This is a genomic window from Streptomyces sp. TM32, from assembly GCF_004122755.1.
In the GTDB taxonomy this organism is placed as follows: Bacteria; Actinomycetota; Actinomycetes; order Streptomycetales; family Streptomycetaceae; genus Streptomyces; species Streptomyces sioyaensis.
Genome location: NZ_SDIG01000051.1, coordinates 1 through 19,473, shown reverse-complemented (window position 1 = coordinate 19,473; position 19,473 = coordinate 1). Strand labels below are relative to the sequence as shown.

Below are 19,473 nucleotides of genomic sequence, written 5' to 3'. Positions count from 1 at the left end.
ACGAACCCCCCGTGCGGCGGCTATCCACTTGGCACACCCTCCGCCTCATGGACGACGATAGGGGCGGACACGCAGAGACCGCGGGTGAGAGGAGGCGTCAATGGGATCGGTGCGCAAGGCGAGTGCCTGGCTTGGCCTCGTCGACGACAGTGATGACGAGCGCTACTACGACGACGACTACGCCGAGGGACCCGATGCCGGTGACCCGGGTGACAACCCGTGGGTCACCGACCCCCGGGTCCGGGTGGCCGATGAGGCCGCCCAGGACCAGGGCACCCGCATCGCCACGGTCTCCCCGGAGAGCTTCCGGGACGCCCGCGGTATCGGCGAGCTGTTCCGGGACGGCGTCCCGGTGATCGTCAATCTGACGTCCATGGAGCCCGCCGACGCCAAGCGGGTGGTGGACTTCGCGGCCGGGCTGACCTTCGGTCTGCGCGGTTCGATCGAGCGGGTCGCGACCCGGGTGTTCCTGCTGACCCCCGCCGATTACATGGTCGTCAGCGGCGAGGCCCGCGGGCACCGCAACGGCGGTTTCTTCAACCAGAGTTGAGCGGTTCCGGGCCTGCGGGGGCAGGCCCGGGGACCCGCGGCGGCCGCCGCCGGCGTGTCCCGGCCCCCAGGGCCGGGCGGCGGCCGCCCGCCTCAGCGCACGGAGCCGCTCACCGGAAGGCGTCCAGGCCGGTGAGTGCCTTGCCCAGCACCAGCTGGTGCATCTCGACGGTCCCCTCGTAGGTGAGCACCGATTCCAGGTTGGTGGCGTGACGCATGACCGGGTACTCCAGCGAGATCCCGTTGGCGCCGAGGATCGTCCGCGACGTACGGCAGATCTCGATCGCCTCCCGTACGTTGTTCAGCTTGCCGAAGCTGACCTGCTCGGGGCGCAGCCGCCCGGCATCCATCCGCAGCCCCAGGTGATGGGCGAGCAGGATCCCCTTGTGCAGTTCGACGGCCATGTCGGCGAGCTTGGCCTGGGTGAGCTGGAAGCCGCCGATGGGCCTGCCGAACTGCTCGCGCGTCGTCGCGTAGTCCAGCGCCGCCTCGAAGCTGGCGCGGGCGGCGCCCATCGAGCCCCAGACGATGCCGTAGCGGGCATGGCTGAGACAGCCGAGCGGGCCGCGCAGTCCGCTGGCCCCGGGGAGCACGGCATCGGCCGGCAGCCGCACCTCGTCCATGACCAGTTCGCTGGTCACCGAGGCGCGCAGGGACCACTTGTGCTTGATCTCGGGGGCCGAGAACCCGGGGGCGTCGGTGGGGACCACGAAGCCGCGGATGCCGTCGTCGGTGCGGGCCCAGACCACCGCGACACCGGCCACCGAACCATTGGTGATCCACATCTTGCGGCCGCTGAGCACCCAGTCCGTCCCGTCGCGCTTGGCGTGGGTGCGCATCGCGCCGGGGTCGGAGCCGATGTCGGGTTCGGTCAGGCCGAAGCAGCCGAGGATCTCGCCGGCCGCCATCCGCGGCAGCCACTGCTGCTTCTGCTCCTCGGAGCCGAAGCGCCAGATCGCGTACATGGCCAGCGAGCCCTGGACGGAGACCAGCGAGCGGATACCGGAGTCGGCGGCCTCCAGTTCCAGACAGGCCAGGCCGTACTGGACCGCGGAGGCGCCGGCGCAGCCGTAGCCGGTCAGGGACATCCCGAGCGCGCCGATCGAGCCCAGCTCACGGGCGAGTTCGCGGATGCCGGGGAGTTCGCCGCGCTCGTACCAGTCGGCGATCGAGGGCAGGATCCGCTCGGCGGTCCACCGGCGGACGGTGTCACGGACGGCACGGTCCTCGTCGGTCAGCAGATCGTCGATGCCCAGCGGGTCGCCGGCGTCGAACGGCGGGACCGTCGAGGGCGCTGAGGGCGCTGAGGACTCTGCGGACGGCGTTGCGGACATGGCGGGGCCTCCGGCGGATGCGCGAAAAACTAGCAGTGGTAGTTATTTCACCCGACGGTACGGCCCGCCGTGCCGCCCGGCAAGGGGCACCGCCGTGCGCCACGCAGGCTCGGCAGCGGAGAACCGCGGTTCAGCGACCGGAGCGCACCGGGGCGGGCTCACCGCTGCCGCAGCCGGCACCGGCCGGCCGCTCGCCCGGGGCCGCCTCGCCCTCGGCCTCCGCCCGCTCCGTGGACTCCGCCGCCCGGCGCGGCAGCCGCAGCGCGATCCCCGCGCCGATCAGCAGCAGCACGGCACTTGCCACGAGGGTGATGTGCAGGCCGCGGACGAAGGAGTCCCGGGCGGCCGCCCGCAGCGCGGCCCGGGCCGTGCCGTCCAGGCCCGCGGCGACCTTGTAGGCCTCGCCGAGGGAGTGCGCGGCCGAGGCGGAGGCGCGCGCGGGAACGCCGTCGACCCGGGCCAGACCGGGGGCGTACGCGGCGTTCATCACGCTGCCGAGCAGGGCGACACCGATGCCGGCACCGAGCTGGTAGGAGGTCTCACCGAGCGCGGCGGCACCGCCCGACTGCTCGGCGGGCGCCTCGTTGAGCATCGATTCGTACGCCCCGAACAGCGTGGACTGGAAGCCGAAGCCGAGCAGCACGAAGCCCAGGGACAGCAGCCAGGGGCGGTCCTGGCTGCTCATCGCCGTCAGACAGAGCACCGCGACGGCGGTCAGCACGAAGCCGAGGGACACCATGGCGCGCGGGCCGAGGAGTTGCAGCATCTTCGAGCCGGTCAGGCCGGCCGCCATCGCGGCGAAGACCAGCGGCAGCATCCGCAACCCGGTCTCCAGCGGGCTCAGTCCGAGGACGAGCTGGAGGTACTGCACGGCGATCAGCTGCAGGCCCACCAGCGCGAGCATGGCCAGCACGATGCAGCCGACGGAGGTGCCGAACGCGGGCCGGGCGAACAGCCGCATGTCGATCAGCGGGTGGGTGCGCCGGTGCTGCCGGCGGACGAAGAGGATCAGCAACGCCACCCCGAGGACGATGGGCAGCAGTGTGGTCCAGCCCAGCAGCGGAGCGCCGCTGCCGATCCGCTTCACGCCGAGGACCACGCCCAGCACACCGAGCGCGGCGACGATCGCGCCGATCACGTCCCAGGGGCCGTTGCGCTCACCGCGCGACTCCGGGAGCAGCCACCGGCCGATCAGCAGCATCACCGCCATCATCGGGATGTTGATGAGGAAGACCGAGCCCCACCAGAAGTTCTCGACGAGGAAGCCGCCGAGGACCGGACCGACCGCGGCGCCGACCGCGGCCACCGCGCTCCACACCCCGATGGCGACCGCGCGCTCGCGCCGGTCGGGGAAGACCTGCCGCAGGATCGACAGCGTGGCCGGCATGATCATGGCGCCGCCGATGCCGAGCAGCGCGCGGGCCACCATCAGGATCTGCGGATTGGGGGCGAGCGCGGCGGCGGCCGAGGCCAGTCCGAAGAGGCCGTAGCCGAGCAGGAGGACGCGGCGGCGTCCGACGCGGTCACCGAGGGTGCCGAAGAGGATCAGCAGCGAGGCCGCGATCAGCGGATAGACGTCCACGATCCACAGCAGCTCCACGGGTCCCGGCCGCAGGTCCTCGGTGACCGAGGGCACGGCGACGTACAGGATCGTGGTGTCCAGCGCGACGAAGAGCAGGCTGACGCAGAGCACGATCAGCACGGTCCAGCGGTTCACACCGCCAGCTGAAAGCCGGGGAACACCAGCCGTCCGTCCACTGCCGGACGCGGTCGACCCGGACATGCAGCACCTCCAGTCATGCTCTCGCGGCCACGGATCAGGGCGCGAAAGCGCCCCGGGGGAACCGGTGGCACGGGCGAGTAGAGACGTCAGACTACGCGAGTCCGCAGGTACCCTGCGTGGCTCACCTCACGATGAGACGCGCATCGCAGCGCCCCGCGTTCCCCCACCCACCGTCGACCGACGTTCTTCGGCCACGGGATAATCGGCGGGATGAACGATCTTGCGACCGCCGGCGTTCCCGGCCCGACCCGGTGTGCCGGCTCCGCCGCGGCGACCGCACTGCGCCGGGCCGCGCCCGCGCTGGCGGCGTACGCGACGATCCGGCTGCTGGGCCTGCTCACGCTCGCGGTCCGGTCGGCGGCCGACGGCAACGACTGGCACACCCTGCTGACCGCCCGCTGGGATTCGCTCTGGTACACCCGGGTCGCCGAGCAGGGCTACGGCTACGAGGTGCCGATGCCCAACGGCGACATCCACTCCAACCTCGCGTTCTTCCCGCTGCTGCCGTGGCTGGAGCGCGCACTGTCGGCGCTGTTGCCGCTGTCGCCCGCCGACGCCGGGATGGCGGTGGCCTGGCTCGCGTCGGCGGTCGCGGCCTGGGCGCTGTACGCGACCGGTGAGCGGCTGTACGGGCCGCGGGCCGGGATCGCGCTGGCCGCGCTGTGGGCCGCGCTGCCGGTCGGGATCGTGCAGTCGATGGCGTACTCGGAGTCGCTGTTCACCGCGCTCGCGGCCTGGGGCGTGTACGCCGTGCTGACCGAACGCTGGGTGGTGGCGGGGGTCTTGGCGTCGCTGGCCGGGCTGACCCGCCCGGTGGGTGCGGCGGTGGTCACGGCGGTGCTGCTCACCGCGGCGGTGACGCTGTGGCGGGAGCGGAGCGGCGGCGTCCGGCTGCGCGCGGCGCTCCGTGCGCACCCGGGAATGCTGCCCGGTGTACTGCTGGCACCGCTCGGCTGGTGCGGCTACTACCTGTGGGTGGGCGCGCGGCAGGGCTCGTTCACCGGGTATCTGGACGTCCAGGGAGGCTGGGGCAACGGCTTCGACGGAGGCCTCGCGTTCGGCCGGTTCATCTGGCAGCAGCTGTCGGGGCCCACCGTCGCGGCCGGGCTCGGGCTGCTCGTCGGGGTCGGGCTGCTGATCTGGCTGTATGTGCACGGTCTACGGCAGGGCCAGCCGCTGCCGCTGGCGGTCTACTGCGGGACGGTGCTGCTGCTCGCGCTGACCGCCAAGGGCTACTTCGGGTCCAAGCCGCGGCTGATGATGCCCGCCTATCCGCTGCTGCTGCCGCCGGCCGTGGCGCTCGCCCGTCGGCGGCCGGTGTGGTCGTGGCTGGCCATCGGGGTGCTGGCGGCGGGCTCCGCGGTCTACGGGGCGTTCTGGCTGAACGGTTCGGGCCCACCGTGAGCGGATGGTTCCGCTCCGTGAACACCCCGGGGGGAAACGTGACGCGGCCTGGCGGCAAAGGCTGGATAAACGCCGTCCAGAGAAAAGCAGATAAGGCGCTCGGGGCGCCGACACGCGGATGACGGGAAGCGATGGAAAATCGCCAGGAATTCCCTTGCAAATCCCTTCGTCGAAGCCTGGTTTGAGACTCATTCCACATCACATCGTCATTACAAAGCGCACAGTTTGACCAGGCACCTACATCACACGCGGTAACGTCGATTGAGTGCGTACCGATGACAAGCTCGACCAGATGGAGGAGCGCCCGACCGATCGCGCCCGACCACCCCGCATGACCCGGACCCGGATGTGGCTGTTCTGGGGCACGCTGGCGGTGTATCTCGCGATCGTGGTCGGTGTGCTGGCCACTTCATGGCTGGTCACGTTCGACTGGCAAGTCATGTTCTTCAAGCCGTACAAGCAATGGCCTGAGATTCATGCCTTCCTCGACTACTTCGTTGTACTGGGGCAGCGCGGGCCGACCGCGCTGGCGGTGGCGGCCTGGCTGGGCTGGCGCTGCTGGCAGCAGCGCAACCTCCACCCGCTGCTGGTGCTCGGCGCCTCCCTGCTGCTGCTGAACATCACCGTGGGCGCCGCCAAGCTCGGCATGGGCCGGCTCGGCCCGCACTACGCGACCGTGGTCGGCGCCAACGAGATGAATCTGGGCGGCGACATATTCCCCTCGGGTCACACCGCGAACGCCGTGGTCACCTGGGGCGTGCTGGCCTACCTCGCCACCACCTCCCTGCGCCGCCGCACGCTGTCGGTGATCGCCGCGCTCGGCGCACTGGGCGTCGGGATGACCACCGTCTACCTCGGCACGCACTGGGTCAGCGATGTGCTGCTCGGCTGGGCCGCGGGCCTGCTGGTGCTGCTGGCGATGCCCTGGCTGGAGCCCGGCGTCACCTGGTTCGAGGACCGCCTCATGGGCATCCTGCTGCGGCTGTGGCTGCGGCTGCGCCCCGATTCGCTGCGCGGCCCGCTGCCGGTCGGCTCGCTGGCTCCCGGGGTGTCCCGGCAGCGCATCGCGCCCGACGGCGAGGTGCTCGTACGCGAGACGGTCCCCGCCGGCACGGGCGGCCATTCCGCCGGCCACTCCCCGGACGGCTGGCCGCACCACCCGACACGGCCGTACACCATCCGCTCGGAGCGTTCTCCGGTCACCCCGGCGGGCAGCCGGCGCCCGCCGCACGCCGACCGGATGCCCCGCACCACGCCGCTGAGCCCGACCTCCGGGCGCGGCCGCAACGGGAGCGGCTGACCGCCCACGGACCGGGGCCGGTACGCACACCTCCACCCCGCAACGAAGGCCCCGGCCGCTCCCGAGGAAGCGGCCGGGGCCTTCGTCGTCCGTGCGGCGCTCAGCCCTGCCAGCAGCGGTGCACCGTGCCGTCCTCGACCTCGAAGTTGAGCCGGCCGGAGAGGTACTCCATGGTGATGATCGCGCCCGGCGGCAGGGAGCGGACGGTGGTCCAGCCACGCGCTCTGGCCTGCTCCTCGGCGCTCTCCCGCGCGAGGCCGACGTACGCCTCGACGTCGTCCTGAGGGTTGTCCGGCAGGTTCGGTAGATCAGCCATGACGCCACCGTATGCGCCCGCGGCGGCCCGTGGAAGTCCGGCCTGCCACACGCCGATGACCGTCCGGTCCGTCCTTCGTCACACTTGTGTCACAGCATGCGTTGCTGCGTTCGCCGGACTCCGTCACCCGTACGCGCCGCGTGACCGCGCAACCGGGTGGAATTTTTTGGCGGCCGAAATTCCACCTTGATCGAATACAAAAGGGGCACAACCGCTCGGGACCGCGCGGCGCGCTGCCCGAAAACATTCCCCCGGCAGCGCCGGATTTCCGTTACTCGGCACCGTTTATCGGCCGCCCGGAAATTGACCAACGAGACACACTCCACACACATTTCCCGCACATCGCCCCGATTGCCGGGCCCGCGCACTTCCCTGCACCGCCCGTCCGCCCGGCCGACGGGCCACCGGGCGCGGCCGGTGGGGGCCACCGGGCGCGCCGGCCCCCACCGGACCGGGTCCGCCGGATCCCACCGGAACGGCTCGGAGCGCCCTCTCGCACTGCGCCGCGGCCGCGGGGATCATGTCCCGGGCCCCAGTACACCCTCGACGAACGAGGTGCAGCGGATGGTTACGGACACCGGCCGGGCGGACCTCCGGCCTCCTGGGGCGCGGTCGCGCGGGGCGGTGCTGGTCGACTGGCTGACGACCACCGACCACAAGAAGATCGGGCACCTCTACCTGATCACGTCGTTCGGGTTCTTCCTGGTGGGCGGGGTGCTGGCGCTGGTGATGCGGGCCGAACTGGCGCGGCCCGGGCTGCAGATCATCGGCCCCGAGCAGTTCAACCAGGCGGTGACCATGCACGGCACGATCATGCTGCTGCTGTTCGCCACCCCCGCCTTCGCCGGCTTCGCCAACGAGATCATGCCCCTGCAGATCGGCTCCCCGGATGTGGCCTTCCCCCGGCTGAACATGCTCTCGTACTGGTTCTTCCTCTTCGGCGGCCTGATCGTGCTGGGCAGCTTCCTCACCCCGGACGGCGGCCCGAGCTTCGGCTGGACCGCCTACGCGCCGCTGAACTCGCTGACCCGCTCCCCCGGCTCCGGCCCCGACATGTGGATCATGGGGCTGGCGCTGGCCGGCTTCGGCACCATCCTCGGCGCGGTCAACTTCATCACCACGGTGATCACGCTGCGGGCGCCCGGCATGACGATGTTCCGGATGCCGGTGTTCACCTGGAACGTCCTCTTCACCTCGATCCTGGTGCTGATGGCGTTCCCGGTGCTGGCGGCCGCGCTGCTGGTGCTGGAGGCGGACCGTCAGTTCGGCTCGGTGGTGTTCGAGGCACAGTGGGGCGGCGCGCTGCTGTGGCAGCACCTGTTCTGGTTCTTCGGCCATCCCGAGGTCTACATCATCGCGCTGCCGTTCTTCGGCATCATCACGGAGATCATCCCGGTCTTCTCCCGCAAGCCGATCTTCGGGTACGTCATGCTGATCGGCGCGACGATGGCCATCACGGCCCTGTCGGTGATGGTCTGGGCGCACCACATGTTCGTGACCGGCGCGGTGCTGCTGCCGTTCTTCTCCCTCATGTCGTTCCTGATCGCGGCGCCGACCGGGGTGAAGTTCTTCAACTGGATCGGCACCATGTGGCACGGCTCGGTGTCCTTCGAGACGCCGATGCTGTGGTCGATCGGGTTCCTGGTGAGCTTTCTGTTCGGCGGGCTGACCGGCGTCATCCTCGCCGCGCCGCCGCTGGACTTCCACGTCACCGACTCGTACTTCGTCGTCGGCCACTTCCACTACGTCGTCTTCGGGACGGTGGTCTTCGCGACGTACGCGGGCTTCTACTTCTGGTGGCCGAAATTCACCGGCAAAATGCTCGACGAACGCCTCGGGAAGATCCACTTCTGGACGCTGTTCGTCGGCTTCCACACGACCTTCCTCGTCCAGCACTGGCTGGGGGTGGAGGGCATGCCGCGGCGCTACGCCGACTATCTGGCCGCCGACGGCTTCACGGCCCTCAACACCCTCTCCACCATCGGCTCCTTCCTGCTCGGGCTGTCCACCCTGCCCTTCCTCTACAACGTCTGGAAGACCACGCGCTACGGCGCCAAGGTCACGGTGGACGACCCCTGGGGCTTCGGCCGCTCCCTGGAGTGGGCGACCTCCTCGCCGCCGCCGCGGCACAACTTCACGACGCTCCCGAGGATCCGCTCCGAGTCCCCCGCATTCGATCTGCACCACCCGGAGGTGGGGCAGCAGCCGGTGACACTGCCAGTGCCCGGGACAGCCGGTCCCTGATCTCCCGTATGCGGTCGAGCAGTTCCGGCGGCTCACGGACCTCGAAGTCGAAGCCCGTCATCACGAGGTGCACCACCAGCACGTCGAGGCTGTGCGCCCCGGTGTGCAGCAGGCAGCGCTGTGCGTCGACGGCTTCGAGCGTCCCGGCGGCCGGACCGATGCGTTCCGCGGCCTGCTCCCGCGAGGCGTGCACCAGCACGGTGGCCTGCTGCGCGTAGGCGCGGGTGGAGATGCCGTGGGAGACGTACGCGGCGAGGTCCTCGGCCGGCGGGGTGCGGGGCGTGAAGCGGGGCCCGTGCGGCGGAGTGGGGGTGATGCGGTCGGCGCGGTAGGTACGCCAGTCCGCGCGGTCCACGTCCCAGGCGACGAGGTACCAGCGGCGCTGGGCGCAGACCAGACGGTGCGGTTCCACGGTGCGGCGGGAGAGCGTGCCGTCATGGGTGGTGTAGTCGAAGCGCAGCCGGTGGCAGTCGCGGCAGGCGTGTGCGAGCTCGGTGAGGGTGTTCGGGTCCACCCGGGGGCCGCCCGCGCCGAGCATCGGCACGGTGAAGGCGTTCAGCGCACCGACCCGGCGTTGCAGCCGGTGCGGCAGTACCTGCTCCAGCTTCGCCAGCGCCCGGACGGAGGTCTCCTCGATGCCCTCGACGCCGCCGGCCGCGGCGGTGCGCAGCCCGACCGCGACGGCCACCGCCTCGTCGTCGTCCAGCAGCAGCGGCGGGAGTTCGGCGCCGGCGCCGAGGCGGTAGCCGCCGGCCGTCCCGGGGGCGGAGTGGACCGGGTAGCCGAGCTCGCGCAGCCGGTCGATGTCCCGGCGCACCGTGCGCGCGGTGACATCGAGCCGGCCGGCGAGCTCCGCGCCGGTCCACTCCCGGTGGGACTGCAGCAGGGAGAGCAGGCGGAGCAGACGTGCCGAGGTCTCCAACATGGCCCGAGTCTCGCAGCCTTTGCGGACAGCTGCGGTCCGCGGTGCGCCCCGGACCGCGCGGGCCGCTCCCCCTCAGCTCCCGGCCGGTCCCGCGACCCGTAGGGCCAGGTCGTTGTCGAGCGTGTAATACGGGCCGACCCTGAGGTGCCCCGCGGCCGTCCGCACCGGCATCACGGGGTAGGCGAAGACCTGCTTCTTGTCGGCGACATCGTCCAGGAGGCGGGCGATCCGCACCGGCCGGGCGCCCTCCGCCAGACGCAGCCACAGGTCCCACGGCTCGCTGCCGTCCTCCCAGTGCCCGGCCGGCTCCGCATAGGGCAGCGTGAAGCTGAACTCCGCTCCCTCGACGGTCAGCGGGACGGTGACCGTGACCGCGGGGGCCTCCGCGGACGCGGCGGTGCGCCGCAGCCAGGCCTCCGCGCGGGCGCCGGCCGCCGGCGCGGCGCCGTAGAGCCGGCCGGAGACCGTCATGCCGTCGGGCGTGACAAGGATGTCGCCGGCCTCGGCGTGCGGGCCGCGCAGCCAGCTGCGCAGCGCGAGGTTGCCGAACTTGGTCGCGTACGGGATGCGCACCCCGAGCCGGCCGATGCCCGCCAGCGGCCGACGGTCCACCAGGGACCGCAGATCGTTGATGCCCGGCAGCAGGCGCCGGGGGTCCTCGCCGTCGCCGAGGTCGGCGTAGGCGTTCCAGCGGCCCTCGGCGAGCGCGACGGTGCTGGGCAGCACGGCGCGCAGCCGGCCGGCGCCGTTCGGCCCGAGCGGCAGCCGTACCTCGTCGTCCGCGCCGTCGCCGCCGCGCAGCCGCAGCACCAGCGCCGCGCTCCAGGTGACGTGGGTGTCCTGGGGGACGTTCAGATCGAAGGTGAGACCGCCTGCGGAGTCCGCGATGCAGTCGGCCCGCAGCTCCGCCGGCGCCGTGGTGGCGCCCCGCTCCCGCGGCGGTTCGGTGCCGTCGGGCCCCGGTCTGGCCGGCACCTCAGGTTCCTGATCGATGGCGGAGGACTCCTTCATATTCGGTCCGGTCGCGGTCAGCTGGCTCGACGCCGTCATACCGTCCGCACCCCTCTCAGCGCGGCGCGGGCCGCATCCTTGGTGGCGTATGCGCCGCCGAGCAGGGCTCCCCGGGCGCGATGCAGGCCGCAGTGCAGCCGGCTTCCCCGGCGGCGGGCGAGCAGCTCCCCGAAGAGTGCCTCGTAGCGCCCGGCGACCATGGCCGGGTCGAAGCGGGCGGACGAGGCCAGCGCGGCGCCGCCCATCCGGATGCGGGCGTCGTCGTCGTTGATGAGCGTGAGCAGTGAGCCGGCCAGCGCCTCCGGATTGCCGACCGGCACGAGCTTGCCGTCCACCCCGTCGGCGATGATCTCGCCGGGGCCGTGCGGGCAGTTCGTGGCGACGACCGGGAGCCCGCAGCGCATGGCCTCGACGATCGTCATCCCGAAGGACTCCAGGCTGGAGGACACGGCCGCGATCGAGCCCTTGGCCCACTCGGGCTCCAGGGGGTTGGCCGGGCCCATCAGGAAGACGTGGTTGTACAGGCCGAGTTCGTCGATCAGCGCGCGCAGCGCGGCCTTCTCCGTGCCGCCGCCGTATATCCGCAGCCGCCAGTCCGGACGCGCGGCGACGACCTGGGCGAAGGCGCGGATGAGGACGTCATAGCGCTTGACGCGGGTGAGCCGGCCGGCCGCGACGACCCACTTGCCGCTGCCGTCGGCGGCCGCAACGGCGGGCGCCGGCACGCTGTTGGGCACCGACTCGATGCGCACACCGGGCAGCCGCAGCGTCCGGCGGTAGGAACGGGCGTCGGCCTCGGTGACGGTGGTGACCGCGTCGAGGCGCGGATAGGCGCTGCGCAGCGCCAGCTTGAGCGCCGGCTTATGGGTGTCGAGGGTGAGGTGCTCCTGGCCCATGCGGACCGGGCCGCGGCGCGCCTGCTTGGCGATGTGCACATTGAGTCCGGGCCGGGTGCCGACCAGGACATCGGCCTCGGTGCGGCGCAGATGCTGGGCGATCCGGCGGTCGGTGAGCTCGCTGTACTGGCTGTAGCGGACCTCGGCGGCGGGGAAGACCCTGGCGGGGCGCGCGTGCGCGGGATCCGCGCCCTCGTAGCCGGGGCCGCTCTCCCTGATGTCCACGAGATGCCGCAGCGCGACCCGGGAACCGAGGTCGAAGACCGGCGCGTCGCGGTGGCGCAGGACGGACACGATCTCGACGTCGTGCTGCTCGGCGAGCGTGCGGGCCAAGTTGAACGTGGTGCGGATCGTCCCCCCTATCCCGTACGCATTGTGAATCAGGAATGAGATGTGCATCCGTCCCCGTATCCCCTGGTCTTCCGGTCCTTGCTGGTCCCCTCGGGTCACGTCGCACTCCCCTCCTGATGGCGCGACGTATCCCCCTGCTGAACGGAAGGACGACGAAAGGAGGTTCCGGGTTGGGCGGACACGCCAAGTTGTTCCGAAAGAGTTAGGACATCGGTAGCGGCTGCATGGAACCCCGTCCCCCTGAATGCGCTCGGCCCCCTTAGGGGAGACACCGCACGGTGCCCGCCCTCTGCTCCCGCGGATCCCTGACGGATCCCCGACGAGTCCCCGACGAGTCCCCGACGGGTCCCTAGGGAAGCCGCAGCCTGGTGCCGACCGTCAGCCGGTGCGGGTTGTCCCCCAGGACCGTCCGGTTGGCCTCGTGGAGCGCCTGCCAGCCGCCCTTCACCCGGTATTTGCGGGCGATCTTGCCGAGTGTCTCCCCGGGACGTACGACATGGGTCCGGCTGCCCTCCTCGATCAGCCCGTAGCGTCGGGCGCACTCCGGCCAGGCACCCCAGCCCTGCACGGCCTGCACCCTCTTGGCGATCTCGATCTGCTCGTCACGGGTGGCGAGATCCGCCCGCGGGGCGAACTCCAGGCCGCCGAACGCCTCCCAGGTGGGCTGCCAGAACTGCAGTCCGCCGTAGAAGTCGTTGCCGGTATTGATGTGCCAGTCGCCGCTGCTCTCGCACTCCGCGAGGCAGCCCCACGGCCACTGGTCCTCGGCGCAGGCGTACGCGCCCTTGCCGCCGCTGCCGCCCGGGCCGTTGCCGCCCGTGCCGTTGCCGTCCGGCCCGTCGGCGGCGGCACCACCGGGCAGACACAGGACCAGGGCGGCGGCCGCCGAGGTGAGCAGTCCGACGGATCCCGCGAAGCGCCGTGGCGACGAAGAGTTGTCCGACATAGCCGGTGACGGTAAGCAGCCGTCCGCCGTTGGCCAGCGCGGCACGCCCTCACCGGCCCGTTCCCACCCGGTCCGGTGTACGCGACGCCGCCGACTGCGCCAGGTTCTGCGCAAGAGCTGGCGCTATGTGACCGCTTGCGGGGCGGCTTTCCGCTGAATTCCCCTGTGCGGCGATTGGTTCGATTCTGTTCCCGCCCTCGCGTGACCCCTGCCGCAGGTCACCCGTTGTCCTTGTACGAGCCGGGAGACCACCCGGCAGACGCACAGAGATCGAGGAGCCACCCGTGCCGCGCATGCTCGACGTCAGTGACGACGTTCGCGCCGAGATCGGCGACGAAGAAGCCGACCGCCTGCTGGCCGGTGGCGACGCCCCCGGCAGCTATGACTGCACCTCCTGCCGGACCCCAGGAGACAGCGACCAGGAGCGCACCAGCACCGTCCTGTTCGTGGGCGAGGAGACCGCGGTACTCGCGTTCGCCCATGCCACGTGCATCCCCTCCCAGGTCGTCCCGGTGTCGGAGGAGCAGCTCCAGGGAGCCGTGCGCTCCATCACCGGAGAGGACGCCGCCGCCCGTACGCCCGGACCGGGGCCCGCGCCGGCCGCCCCGGTCCCGACCACCCCGCGCCAGGCCACCCTCGGGATCACCTGCGGCCTGGTGCTGATCGAGGACGATCTGCGCCCGGCCCTGGTGGTCGAGCCGGACGGCCCGATCGCCCGTCCCGGCTCGACCGGTCCGGACGACGACTTCCTCCCGCTGCTCCTGGAGCAGGGCTTCCACCCGGTGACGGACGTCAGCCAGCTCCCCGGCCCGAACCCGGGCTGGTCCGCACTGCTGGCCATGGGCAAGCTGCACGCCGTCCTCCAGCCGGGCAGCGCCGGCAACCAGGCCGCCTGGTGGCAGGCCCACCAGCCGCTGGCCGTCTCCGACGGCTGGCGCGCCGCGGCCAACAAGTCGCAGTCGGTGGTGATGTACGCCGCGCCGTCCGGCACCATCGGCCACCAGCCGCGCGAGGACCTGATGCGGCAGGCGCTGGAGAACGCCGCGTCGAAGGGCGCCCTGGTCGCCGCGGAGATGCCGCTGGCCGGCACCTGACCGTCCTGGGGCGTGTCCGCGACGTCCCGCCTGGCTCTACGGGCGGACGACGGGACCTTGCGGACACGCCCTCGGCACCCGATCGCGGGGGCAGGACCGCCATTCCGGACGGTCTTGCCCTCGCGATCAGCCATTTCCGCGCGAAAGCCGCATCCCGTGGCCATCAGGGTCGTTGGCACATACGTGCACGCATACGACCCCTCCTCCCACGCCTACACCCACCCGATCCCCGGCATGCGCCCGTCGTACGAACACGGGACGACGCACACCGCGGAGCACGGCTCGGCCACCCCGATCTATGACGCGCTGTACGCCGAGTACCGCCGCTCCTTCCGGGCGCTGCCCGGGGACCGGACGGACGAGCCGGAGACCCCGGAGGTGCTGCGCGGCGCCGGGGACTGGAGCCGTACGGCGCCCACGGGCCACTGGGAGGTCGTGAGCCGGCCGCCGTACCACCCGCGGGGCCATGCCCCCGCGCTGCCGCCGGCGCGGCGGGACCACCGGCCGCACGGGCACTGATCCGTCTGCGCGGCCCGGAGGGGACAGCCGCTACTTCTTCTTGCTGCGCTTCTCGCGCACCCGCACGGAGATGTGGACCGGCGTCCCGTCGAAGCCGAACTCCTCGCGCAGCCGGCGCTCGATGAAGCGGCGGTAGCCGGCCTCCAGGAAGCCGGAGGCGAAGAGGACGAAGCGCGGCGGCTTGGTGCCCGCCTGGGTGCCGAAGAGGATGCGGGGCTGCTTGCCGCCGCGGATCGGGTGCGGGTGCGAGGCGACGATCTCACCGAGGAAGGCGTTCAGCCGCCCGGTGGGGATCCGGGTCTCCCAGCCGGCCAGCGCGGTCTCGATCGCCGGGACCAGCTTCTCCATGTGGCGGCCGGTGCGCGCGGAGACGTTCACCCGCATCGCCCACGGGATCTGCACCAGGTCCCGCTCGATCTCCCGCTCCAGGTAGAAGCGGCGCTCCTCGTCGAGGGTGTCCCACTTGTTGTAGGCGATGACCAGCGCGCGGCCGGCCTCGACGGCCATCGTGATGATGCGCTGGTCCTGGACGCTGATGGATTCGGACGCGTCGATCAGGACGACGGCGACCTCGGCCTTCTCGACGGCCGCCGCGGTGCGCAGCGAGGCGTAGTAGTCGGCGCCTTCCTGGAGGTGCACCCGGCGGCGGATACCGGCGGTGTCCACGAACTTCCAGGTCTTGCCGCCGAGTTCGATCATCTCGTCGACCGGGTCACGGGTGGTGCCGGCCTGCTCGTTGACGACCACCCGCTCCTCGCCGGCGACCTTGTTCAGCAGCGACGACTTGCCGACGTTCGGCCGGCCGATCAGCGCGATCCGGCGGGGGCCGCCGAGGGCGGTGCCGAAGGTCTGCGCGGGCGCCTCGGGCAGGGCGTCCAGAGCGGCGTCGAGCATGTCGCCGGTGCCGCGGCCGTGGAGGGCGGAGACCGGGTGCGGCTCGCCGAGGCCGAGCGACCACAGCATGGCGGCGTCGGCCTCGCCCGACGGACCGTCAACCTTGTTGGCGACCAGGACCACGGGCTTGCCGGCCCGGCGCAGCAGCTTGACGACGGCCTCGTCGGTGTCGGTCGCGCCGACCTTGGCGTCGACGACGAAGACCACCGCGTCCGCGGCCTCGATGGCGAACTCGGCCTGCATCGCCACGGACGCGTCGATGCCGAGGACGTCCTGCTCCCAGCCGCCGGTGTCGACGACCTTGAACCGGCGGCCGTTCCAGTCGGCCTCGTAGGTGACGCGGTCGCGGGTGACGCCCGGCTTGTCCTCGACGACCGCCTCACGGCGGCCGATGATGCGGTTCACCAGCGTCGACTTGCCGACATTGGGGCGGCCGATGACGGCGAGGACGGGCAGCGGACCGTGGCCGGCCGCGGCGATGTCGCCCTCGACCTCCTCCAGGTCGAAGCCCTCCTCCGCGGCGAGCTCCATGAACTCCGCGTACTCGGCGTCGCCAAGCGCACCGTGCTCGTCGCCGGTAGGGATCTGGTCGTTCATGAAGTCCGTTCCTCGTTCATCATCGTGGTCGGTGGGCCGCTCGTGCGCGGCCCACTACTCAAGTGTGGTTCAGCGCCCGGTCAGGCGCCGGGCCCGGTTCAGGTGGGCGGTCAGCCGCTCCTGGATCCGTACGGTCGCCTCGTCGAGCGCCTTACGGGTGCGCCGGCCGCTCCCGTCGCCCGCCTCGAAGGCGTCGCCGAAGACGACGTCGACGCGGGCACGCAGCGGCGGGACGGCGGAGGTCAGCCGGCTGTGCCGGTCCGTGCTGCCGAGCACCGCCACCGGCACGACCGGGGCGCCGGAGCGCACCGCGAAGTACGCCAGGCCGGCCCGCAGGGAGGCGAAGTCGCCCTCGCCGCGGGTGCCTTCCGGGAAGATCCCCAGCACCCCGCCGTCCTCCAGTACGCCGAGCGCGTCGGTGATCGCCTTGCGGTCGGCGGTGCTGCGGTCCACCTTCAGCTGCCCGATGGCCCGCAGGAACGGGTCCAGCGGGCCGACGAAGGCTTCCTTCTTGATCAGGAAGTGCACCGGCCGCGGCGCGGTGCCCATCAGCATCGGGCCGTCGATGCCGTGCGAGTGGTTGACGGCGAGGATCGCCGGTCCGGTGGACGGCACCCGCCAGGCGCCCAGCACCCGCGGCCGCCACAGCCCGTACATCAGGCCGATGCCGATCCGCCGGCCGACCGCGGCGCCGGCCGCGCTCGGCGCCCTGCCGCTGTCGGTCACCGGGCGACCCGCCCCGCCTTCTCGGCGCCGGCGCCCTCGATGAGGGTGACCACGCACTCGATGACCTGCTCCAGGGTCAGCTCGGTGGTGTCCACCTCGACCGCGTCCTCCGCCTTGGCCAGCGGGGAGGTCTTCCGGCCGGAGTCGGCGGCGTCCCGCTTGATCAGCGCCTCGCGGGTGGCGGCCAGGTCGGTGGCCTGCTGGGGGTCCTTGCCCTTGAGCTCACCGCTGCGACGGGCCGCCCGCGCCTCGGGAGAGGCGGTCAGGAAGACCTTGAGGTCGGCGTCGGGCAGGACCGTGATGCCGATGTCCCGGCCCTCGACGACGATGCCGTTCGGCGCCTCGGCGGCGATGGAGCGCTGCAGGTCGGTGATCAGGGCCCGCACCTCGGGGACCGCACTGACGGCGCTGACCGCGGCGGTGACCTCCTGGGTGCGGATCGGGCCCGCGGCGTCCAGGCCGTCGACCGTGATGGTCGGGGCGGCCGGGTCGGTGCCGGAGACGATCACGGGCTTGGCGGCGGCGTCGGCCACCGCGGTCGCGTCATTGACGTCGATACCGTTGTTCAGCATCCACCAGGTGATCGCGCGGTACTGGGCGCCGGTGTCGAGGTAGCCGAGGCCGAGCTTGCCGGCGACGGCCTTGGACGTGCTGGACTTGCCCGTGCCTGCGGGGCCGTCGATGGCGACAATCACTGCTGCCGGGGCGGTCCGAGCGGCGGTTTCCACGGTGACGAACACCTTTCTTGTACACGGGGCGGGGGTCCAAGGGCCATAAGGGCCTCGGACAAGGTTACTGGCTCACCCGCACCGCCCCGTCCACGGTGTCACTGCCGGATGGACCAGCCCCGCTCCCGCAGCTCCGCGGTCAGCCCCGGCACGGCCTGCGGCTCGACCATGAGCTGGATGAAGCCCGCCTGCTGGCCGGTGGCGTGCTCGATGCGGACGTCCTCGATGTTGACCCCGGCCCGGCCGGCGTCGGCGAAGATCCGGGCCAGCTCACCGGGCTGGTCACCGATGTAGACGGCGACGATCTCGTAGGTGGCCGGGGCGGCGCCGTGCTTGCCGGGCACCCGGTCCCGGCCGGCGTTGCCACGGCGGAGCACGTCCTCGATGCCGAGGGCGCCGCCGCCGCGCTTCTCCTCGTCGGCGGACTCCAGGGCGCGCAGCGACCGCACGGTCTCGTCGAGGTCGGCGGCGATCTCGGACAGCACGTCGGCGACCGGGCCCGGGTTGGCGGACAGGATGTCGATCCACATCTCCGGGTCGGAGGCCGCGATCCGTGTCACATCCCGGATGCCCTGGCCGCACAGGCGCACGGCGGTCTCGTCGGCGCTCTTGAGCCGGGCGGCGACGAGGCTGGAGAGCAGCTGCGGGGTGTGCGAGACGAGGGCGACAGCGCGGTCGTGCGCGTCCGCCTCCATCACGACCGGGACGGCCCGGCACAGCGCGACCAGCTCCAGGGCGAGGTTGAGCACCTCGGTGTTGCCGTCGCGGGTGGGGGTGAGCACCCAGGGGCGGCCTTCGAAGAGGTCGGCGGTGGCGGCCAGCGGGCCGGAGCGCTCCTTGCCGGCCATCGGATGGGTGCCGAGGTAACCGGACAGATCGCAGCCCATCGCCTCCAGCTCACGGCGCGGGCCACCCTTGACGCTGGCGACGTCGAGGTACGCGCGGGCCACGCCGCGGCGCATCGCGTCCGCCAGTGCCGTGGCGACATGGGCCGGCGGGACGGCCACGATGGCCAGATCAACCGGCTCGGCGGGGGGCTCGGCGGTGCCCGCGCCGAGTGCGGCGGCGGTGAGAGCCTGGGCTTGGTCGTGGTCCTCCAGGAACACCTGCACGCCCCGTGCGTGCAGCGCGAGCGCGGCCGAGGTGCCGATCAGGCCCGTTCCGATGACGAGTGCGGTCCTCACTGCGCGATGTCCTTCCGCAACGCCCCGGCCGCGCCGAGGTAGACATGGGCGATCCCGGCCTTGGACAGCCCGGTCTCGACGTGGGCGAGCACCCGCACCACGCGCTCCATGGCGCCGGCGATGTCCAGCTCCTGGGCGCAGATCAGCGGGACGTCCGTGATGCCCAGGGCGCGGGCGGCGGCGGCCGGGAAGTCGCTGTGCAGATCGGGGGTGGCGGTGAACCACACGCTGATGAGGTCGTCCGCGACCAGGTCGTTGCGCTCCAGGATGGCGGTGAGCAGCTCGCCGACCTGCTCCTGCATGTGCCCCGCGTCGTCCCGCTCCAGCTGGACGGCCCCGCGGACCGCTCGTACCGCCACGTCACTGCTCCCCTGCGTCCGGCCGCACGCACCTGCGCGCGTCCAGATCAGCGTAACCAGCCGCACCGACATTCCGTATCCGGCGGCCGGCAGCGCGGCACGCTTGGCTGGCTTCCCACGTTTTTGGCTTTCCCGCCGTGCGAGTCTCTCGCCGTTTGTCGCCCGCTTCGCGGTGCGCCCGCCGTTGCGCTTTGCGGCGCGTCGTACGTTGTCGGCTTTCCCGCCGTGGTGGTTTGTCGCCGTGGCGCCTGCGGCGGGCGGTGCCGCTGCGCGGGGCTGTGGGGTGCGGTGACGGGCCTCCGCGGGTGGGTGT

At 72.0% G+C, this 19,473-nt stretch carries 18 protein-coding genes; 6 read left to right on the top strand and 12 right to left on the bottom strand.

Annotation, left to right across the window (positions count from 1 at the left end; genetic code table 11):
- Positions 1-100 precede the first annotated feature (100 nt).
- Positions 101-550: a cell division protein SepF gene (gene sepF, locus EST92_RS14360; RefSeq protein ID WP_129281321.1), complete on the top strand. Its 450-nt coding sequence runs from the start codon at positions 101-103 to the stop codon at positions 548-550.
- A gap of 109 nt (positions 551-659) precedes the next feature.
- Here sepF and EST92_RS14355 read toward each other — a convergent pair whose 3' ends face one another.
- Both EST92_RS14355 and EST92_RS14350 read right to left on the bottom strand, forming a co-directional pair.
- A complete protein-coding gene (locus tag EST92_RS14355) occupies positions 660-1,883 on the bottom strand; it encodes an acyl-CoA dehydrogenase family protein (RefSeq protein WP_129281320.1) in 1,224 nt (407 codons plus the stop codon).
- 130 nt (positions 1,884-2,013) lie between these two features.
- Positions 2,014-3,666, bottom strand: a complete 1,653-nt coding sequence (locus tag EST92_RS14350) for an MFS transporter (protein WP_174244019.1) — start codon at positions 3,664-3,666, stop codon at positions 2,014-2,016.
- A gap of 210 nt (positions 3,667-3,876) precedes the next feature.
- Between EST92_RS14350 and EST92_RS14345 the strand changes: the two genes are divergently transcribed.
- Both EST92_RS14345 and EST92_RS14340 read left to right on the top strand, forming a co-directional pair.
- Positions 3,877-5,070, top strand: coding sequence for a glycosyltransferase family 39 protein (locus EST92_RS14345; RefSeq protein WP_129281318.1), 1,194 nt, complete (start codon positions 3,877-3,879; stop codon positions 5,068-5,070).
- A 265-nt stretch (positions 5,071-5,335) separates the two neighbouring features.
- Entirely contained in the window at positions 5,336-6,370 is a 1,035-nt protein-coding gene (locus tag EST92_RS14340; RefSeq protein ID WP_174244018.1) for a phosphatase PAP2 family protein, read from the top strand.
- A gap of 100 nt (positions 6,371-6,470) precedes the next feature.
- On the opposite strand, the gene EST92_RS14335 is transcribed toward EST92_RS14340, so the two are convergent.
- Positions 6,471-6,686 (bottom strand): I78 family peptidase inhibitor, encoded by a 216-nt coding sequence (locus EST92_RS14335; RefSeq protein WP_129281317.1) that lies wholly within the window; start codon positions 6,684-6,686, stop codon positions 6,471-6,473.
- A gap of 564 nt (positions 6,687-7,250) precedes the next feature.
- Between EST92_RS14335 and ctaD the strand changes: the two genes are divergently transcribed.
- Entirely contained in the window at positions 7,251-8,930 is a 1,680-nt protein-coding gene (ctaD, locus tag EST92_RS14330) for a cytochrome c oxidase subunit I (RefSeq protein ID WP_129281316.1), read from the top strand.
- On the opposite strand, the gene EST92_RS14325 is transcribed toward ctaD, so the two are convergent.
- From EST92_RS14325 to EST92_RS14310, 4 genes are all read right to left on the bottom strand, one after another.
- Complete coding sequence (locus EST92_RS14325) at positions 8,821-9,855, bottom strand: YafY family protein (protein ID WP_129281315.1); 1,035 nt, start codon at positions 9,853-9,855, stop codon at positions 8,821-8,823. The genes ctaD and EST92_RS14325 overlap by 110 nt on opposite strands.
- A 72-nt stretch (positions 9,856-9,927) precedes the next feature.
- Positions 9,928-10,905 carry a hypothetical protein gene (locus tag EST92_RS14320; protein WP_129281314.1) on the bottom strand — a complete coding sequence of 326 codons (978 nt, stop codon included), beginning with the start codon at positions 10,903-10,905 and terminating at the stop codon, positions 9,928-9,930.
- Positions 10,902-12,161: a glycosyltransferase family 4 protein gene (locus EST92_RS14315; protein WP_129281313.1), complete on the bottom strand. Its 1,260-nt coding sequence runs from the start codon at positions 12,159-12,161 to the stop codon at positions 10,902-10,904. Before EST92_RS14315 ends, EST92_RS14320 begins: the two co-directional genes overlap by 4 nt.
- A gap of 301 nt (positions 12,162-12,462) precedes the next feature.
- A complete protein-coding gene (locus EST92_RS14310; protein ID WP_129281312.1) occupies positions 12,463-13,059 on the bottom strand; it encodes a transglycosylase family protein in 597 nt (198 codons plus the stop codon).
- 284 nt (positions 13,060-13,343) lie between these two features.
- On the opposite strand from EST92_RS14310, the gene EST92_RS14305 reads away from it, so the two are divergent.
- Together EST92_RS14305 and EST92_RS14300 are read left to right on the top strand one after the other, a co-directional pair.
- Positions 13,344-14,153: a hypothetical protein gene (locus EST92_RS14305; RefSeq protein WP_129281311.1), complete on the top strand. Its 810-nt coding sequence runs from the start codon at positions 13,344-13,346 to the stop codon at positions 14,151-14,153.
- Positions 14,154-14,336: 183 nt separating this feature from the next.
- Positions 14,337-14,672 (top strand): hypothetical protein, encoded by a 336-nt coding sequence (locus EST92_RS14300; protein ID WP_129247592.1) that lies wholly within the window; start codon positions 14,337-14,339, stop codon positions 14,670-14,672.
- A 30-nt stretch (positions 14,673-14,702) separates the two neighbouring features.
- On the opposite strand, the gene der is transcribed toward EST92_RS14300, so the two are convergent.
- From der to aroH, 5 genes are all read right to left on the bottom strand, one after another.
- Positions 14,703-16,163: a ribosome biogenesis GTPase Der gene (gene der, locus EST92_RS14295; protein ID WP_129281310.1), complete on the bottom strand. Its 1,461-nt coding sequence runs from the start codon at positions 16,161-16,163 to the stop codon at positions 14,703-14,705.
- A 69-nt stretch (positions 16,164-16,232) separates the two neighbouring features.
- Positions 16,233-16,889, bottom strand: coding sequence for a lysophospholipid acyltransferase family protein (locus EST92_RS14290; RefSeq protein WP_129281309.1), 657 nt, complete (start codon positions 16,887-16,889; stop codon positions 16,233-16,235).
- Positions 16,886-17,629 carry a (d)CMP kinase gene (gene cmk / locus EST92_RS14285; protein WP_129281308.1) on the bottom strand — a complete coding sequence of 248 codons (744 nt, stop codon included), beginning with the start codon at positions 17,627-17,629 and terminating at the stop codon, positions 16,886-16,888. Before cmk ends, EST92_RS14290 begins: the two co-directional genes overlap by 4 nt.
- An 86-nt stretch (positions 17,630-17,715) precedes the next feature.
- The gene (locus tag EST92_RS14280) at positions 17,716-18,801 is read right to left on the bottom strand and encodes a prephenate dehydrogenase (RefSeq protein ID WP_129281307.1); all 1,086 of its coding nucleotides are present in this window, start codon (positions 18,799-18,801) and stop codon (positions 17,716-17,718) included.
- The gene (aroH, locus tag EST92_RS14275; protein WP_129281306.1) at positions 18,798-19,160 is read right to left on the bottom strand and encodes a chorismate mutase; all 363 of its coding nucleotides are present in this window, start codon (positions 19,158-19,160) and stop codon (positions 18,798-18,800) included. The genes EST92_RS14280 and aroH overlap by 4 nt, the downstream gene beginning before the upstream one ends.
- Positions 19,161-19,473 lie beyond the last annotated feature (313 nt).

Bases quoted from the DNA above. Each gene is read 5' to 3' on its own strand.
- sepF (WP_129281321.1), top strand. From the start codon at position 101: ATGGGATCGGTGCGCAAGGCGAGTGCCTGGCTTGGCCTCGTCGACGAC.
- EST92_RS14355 (WP_129281320.1), bottom strand. From the start codon at position 1,883: ATGTCCGCAACGCCGTCCGCAGAGTCCTCAGCGCCCTCAGCGCCCTCG.
- EST92_RS14350 (WP_174244019.1), bottom strand. From the start codon at position 3,666: ATGTCCGGGTCGACCGCGTCCGGCAGTGGACGGACGGCTGGTGTTCCC.
- EST92_RS14345 (WP_129281318.1), top strand. From the start codon at position 3,877: ATGAACGATCTTGCGACCGCCGGCGTTCCCGGCCCGACCCGGTGTGCC.
- EST92_RS14335 (WP_129281317.1), bottom strand. From the start codon at position 6,686: ATGGCTGATCTACCGAACCTGCCGGACAACCCTCAGGACGACGTCGAG.
- ctaD (WP_129281316.1), top strand. From the start codon at position 7,251: ATGGTTACGGACACCGGCCGGGCGGACCTCCGGCCTCCTGGGGCGCGG.
- EST92_RS14325 (WP_129281315.1), bottom strand. From the start codon at position 9,855: ATGTTGGAGACCTCGGCACGTCTGCTCCGCCTGCTCTCCCTGCTGCAG.
- EST92_RS14320 (WP_129281314.1), bottom strand. From the start codon at position 10,905: ATGACGGCGTCGAGCCAGCTGACCGCGACCGGACCGAATATGAAGGAG.
- EST92_RS14315 (WP_129281313.1), bottom strand. From the start codon at position 12,161: ATGCACATCTCATTCCTGATTCACAATGCGTACGGGATAGGGGGGACG.
- EST92_RS14310 (WP_129281312.1), bottom strand. From the start codon at position 13,059: ATGTCGGACAACTCTTCGTCGCCACGGCGCTTCGCGGGATCCGTCGGA.
- der (WP_129281310.1), bottom strand. From the start codon at position 16,163: ATGAACGACCAGATCCCTACCGGCGACGAGCACGGTGCGCTTGGCGAC.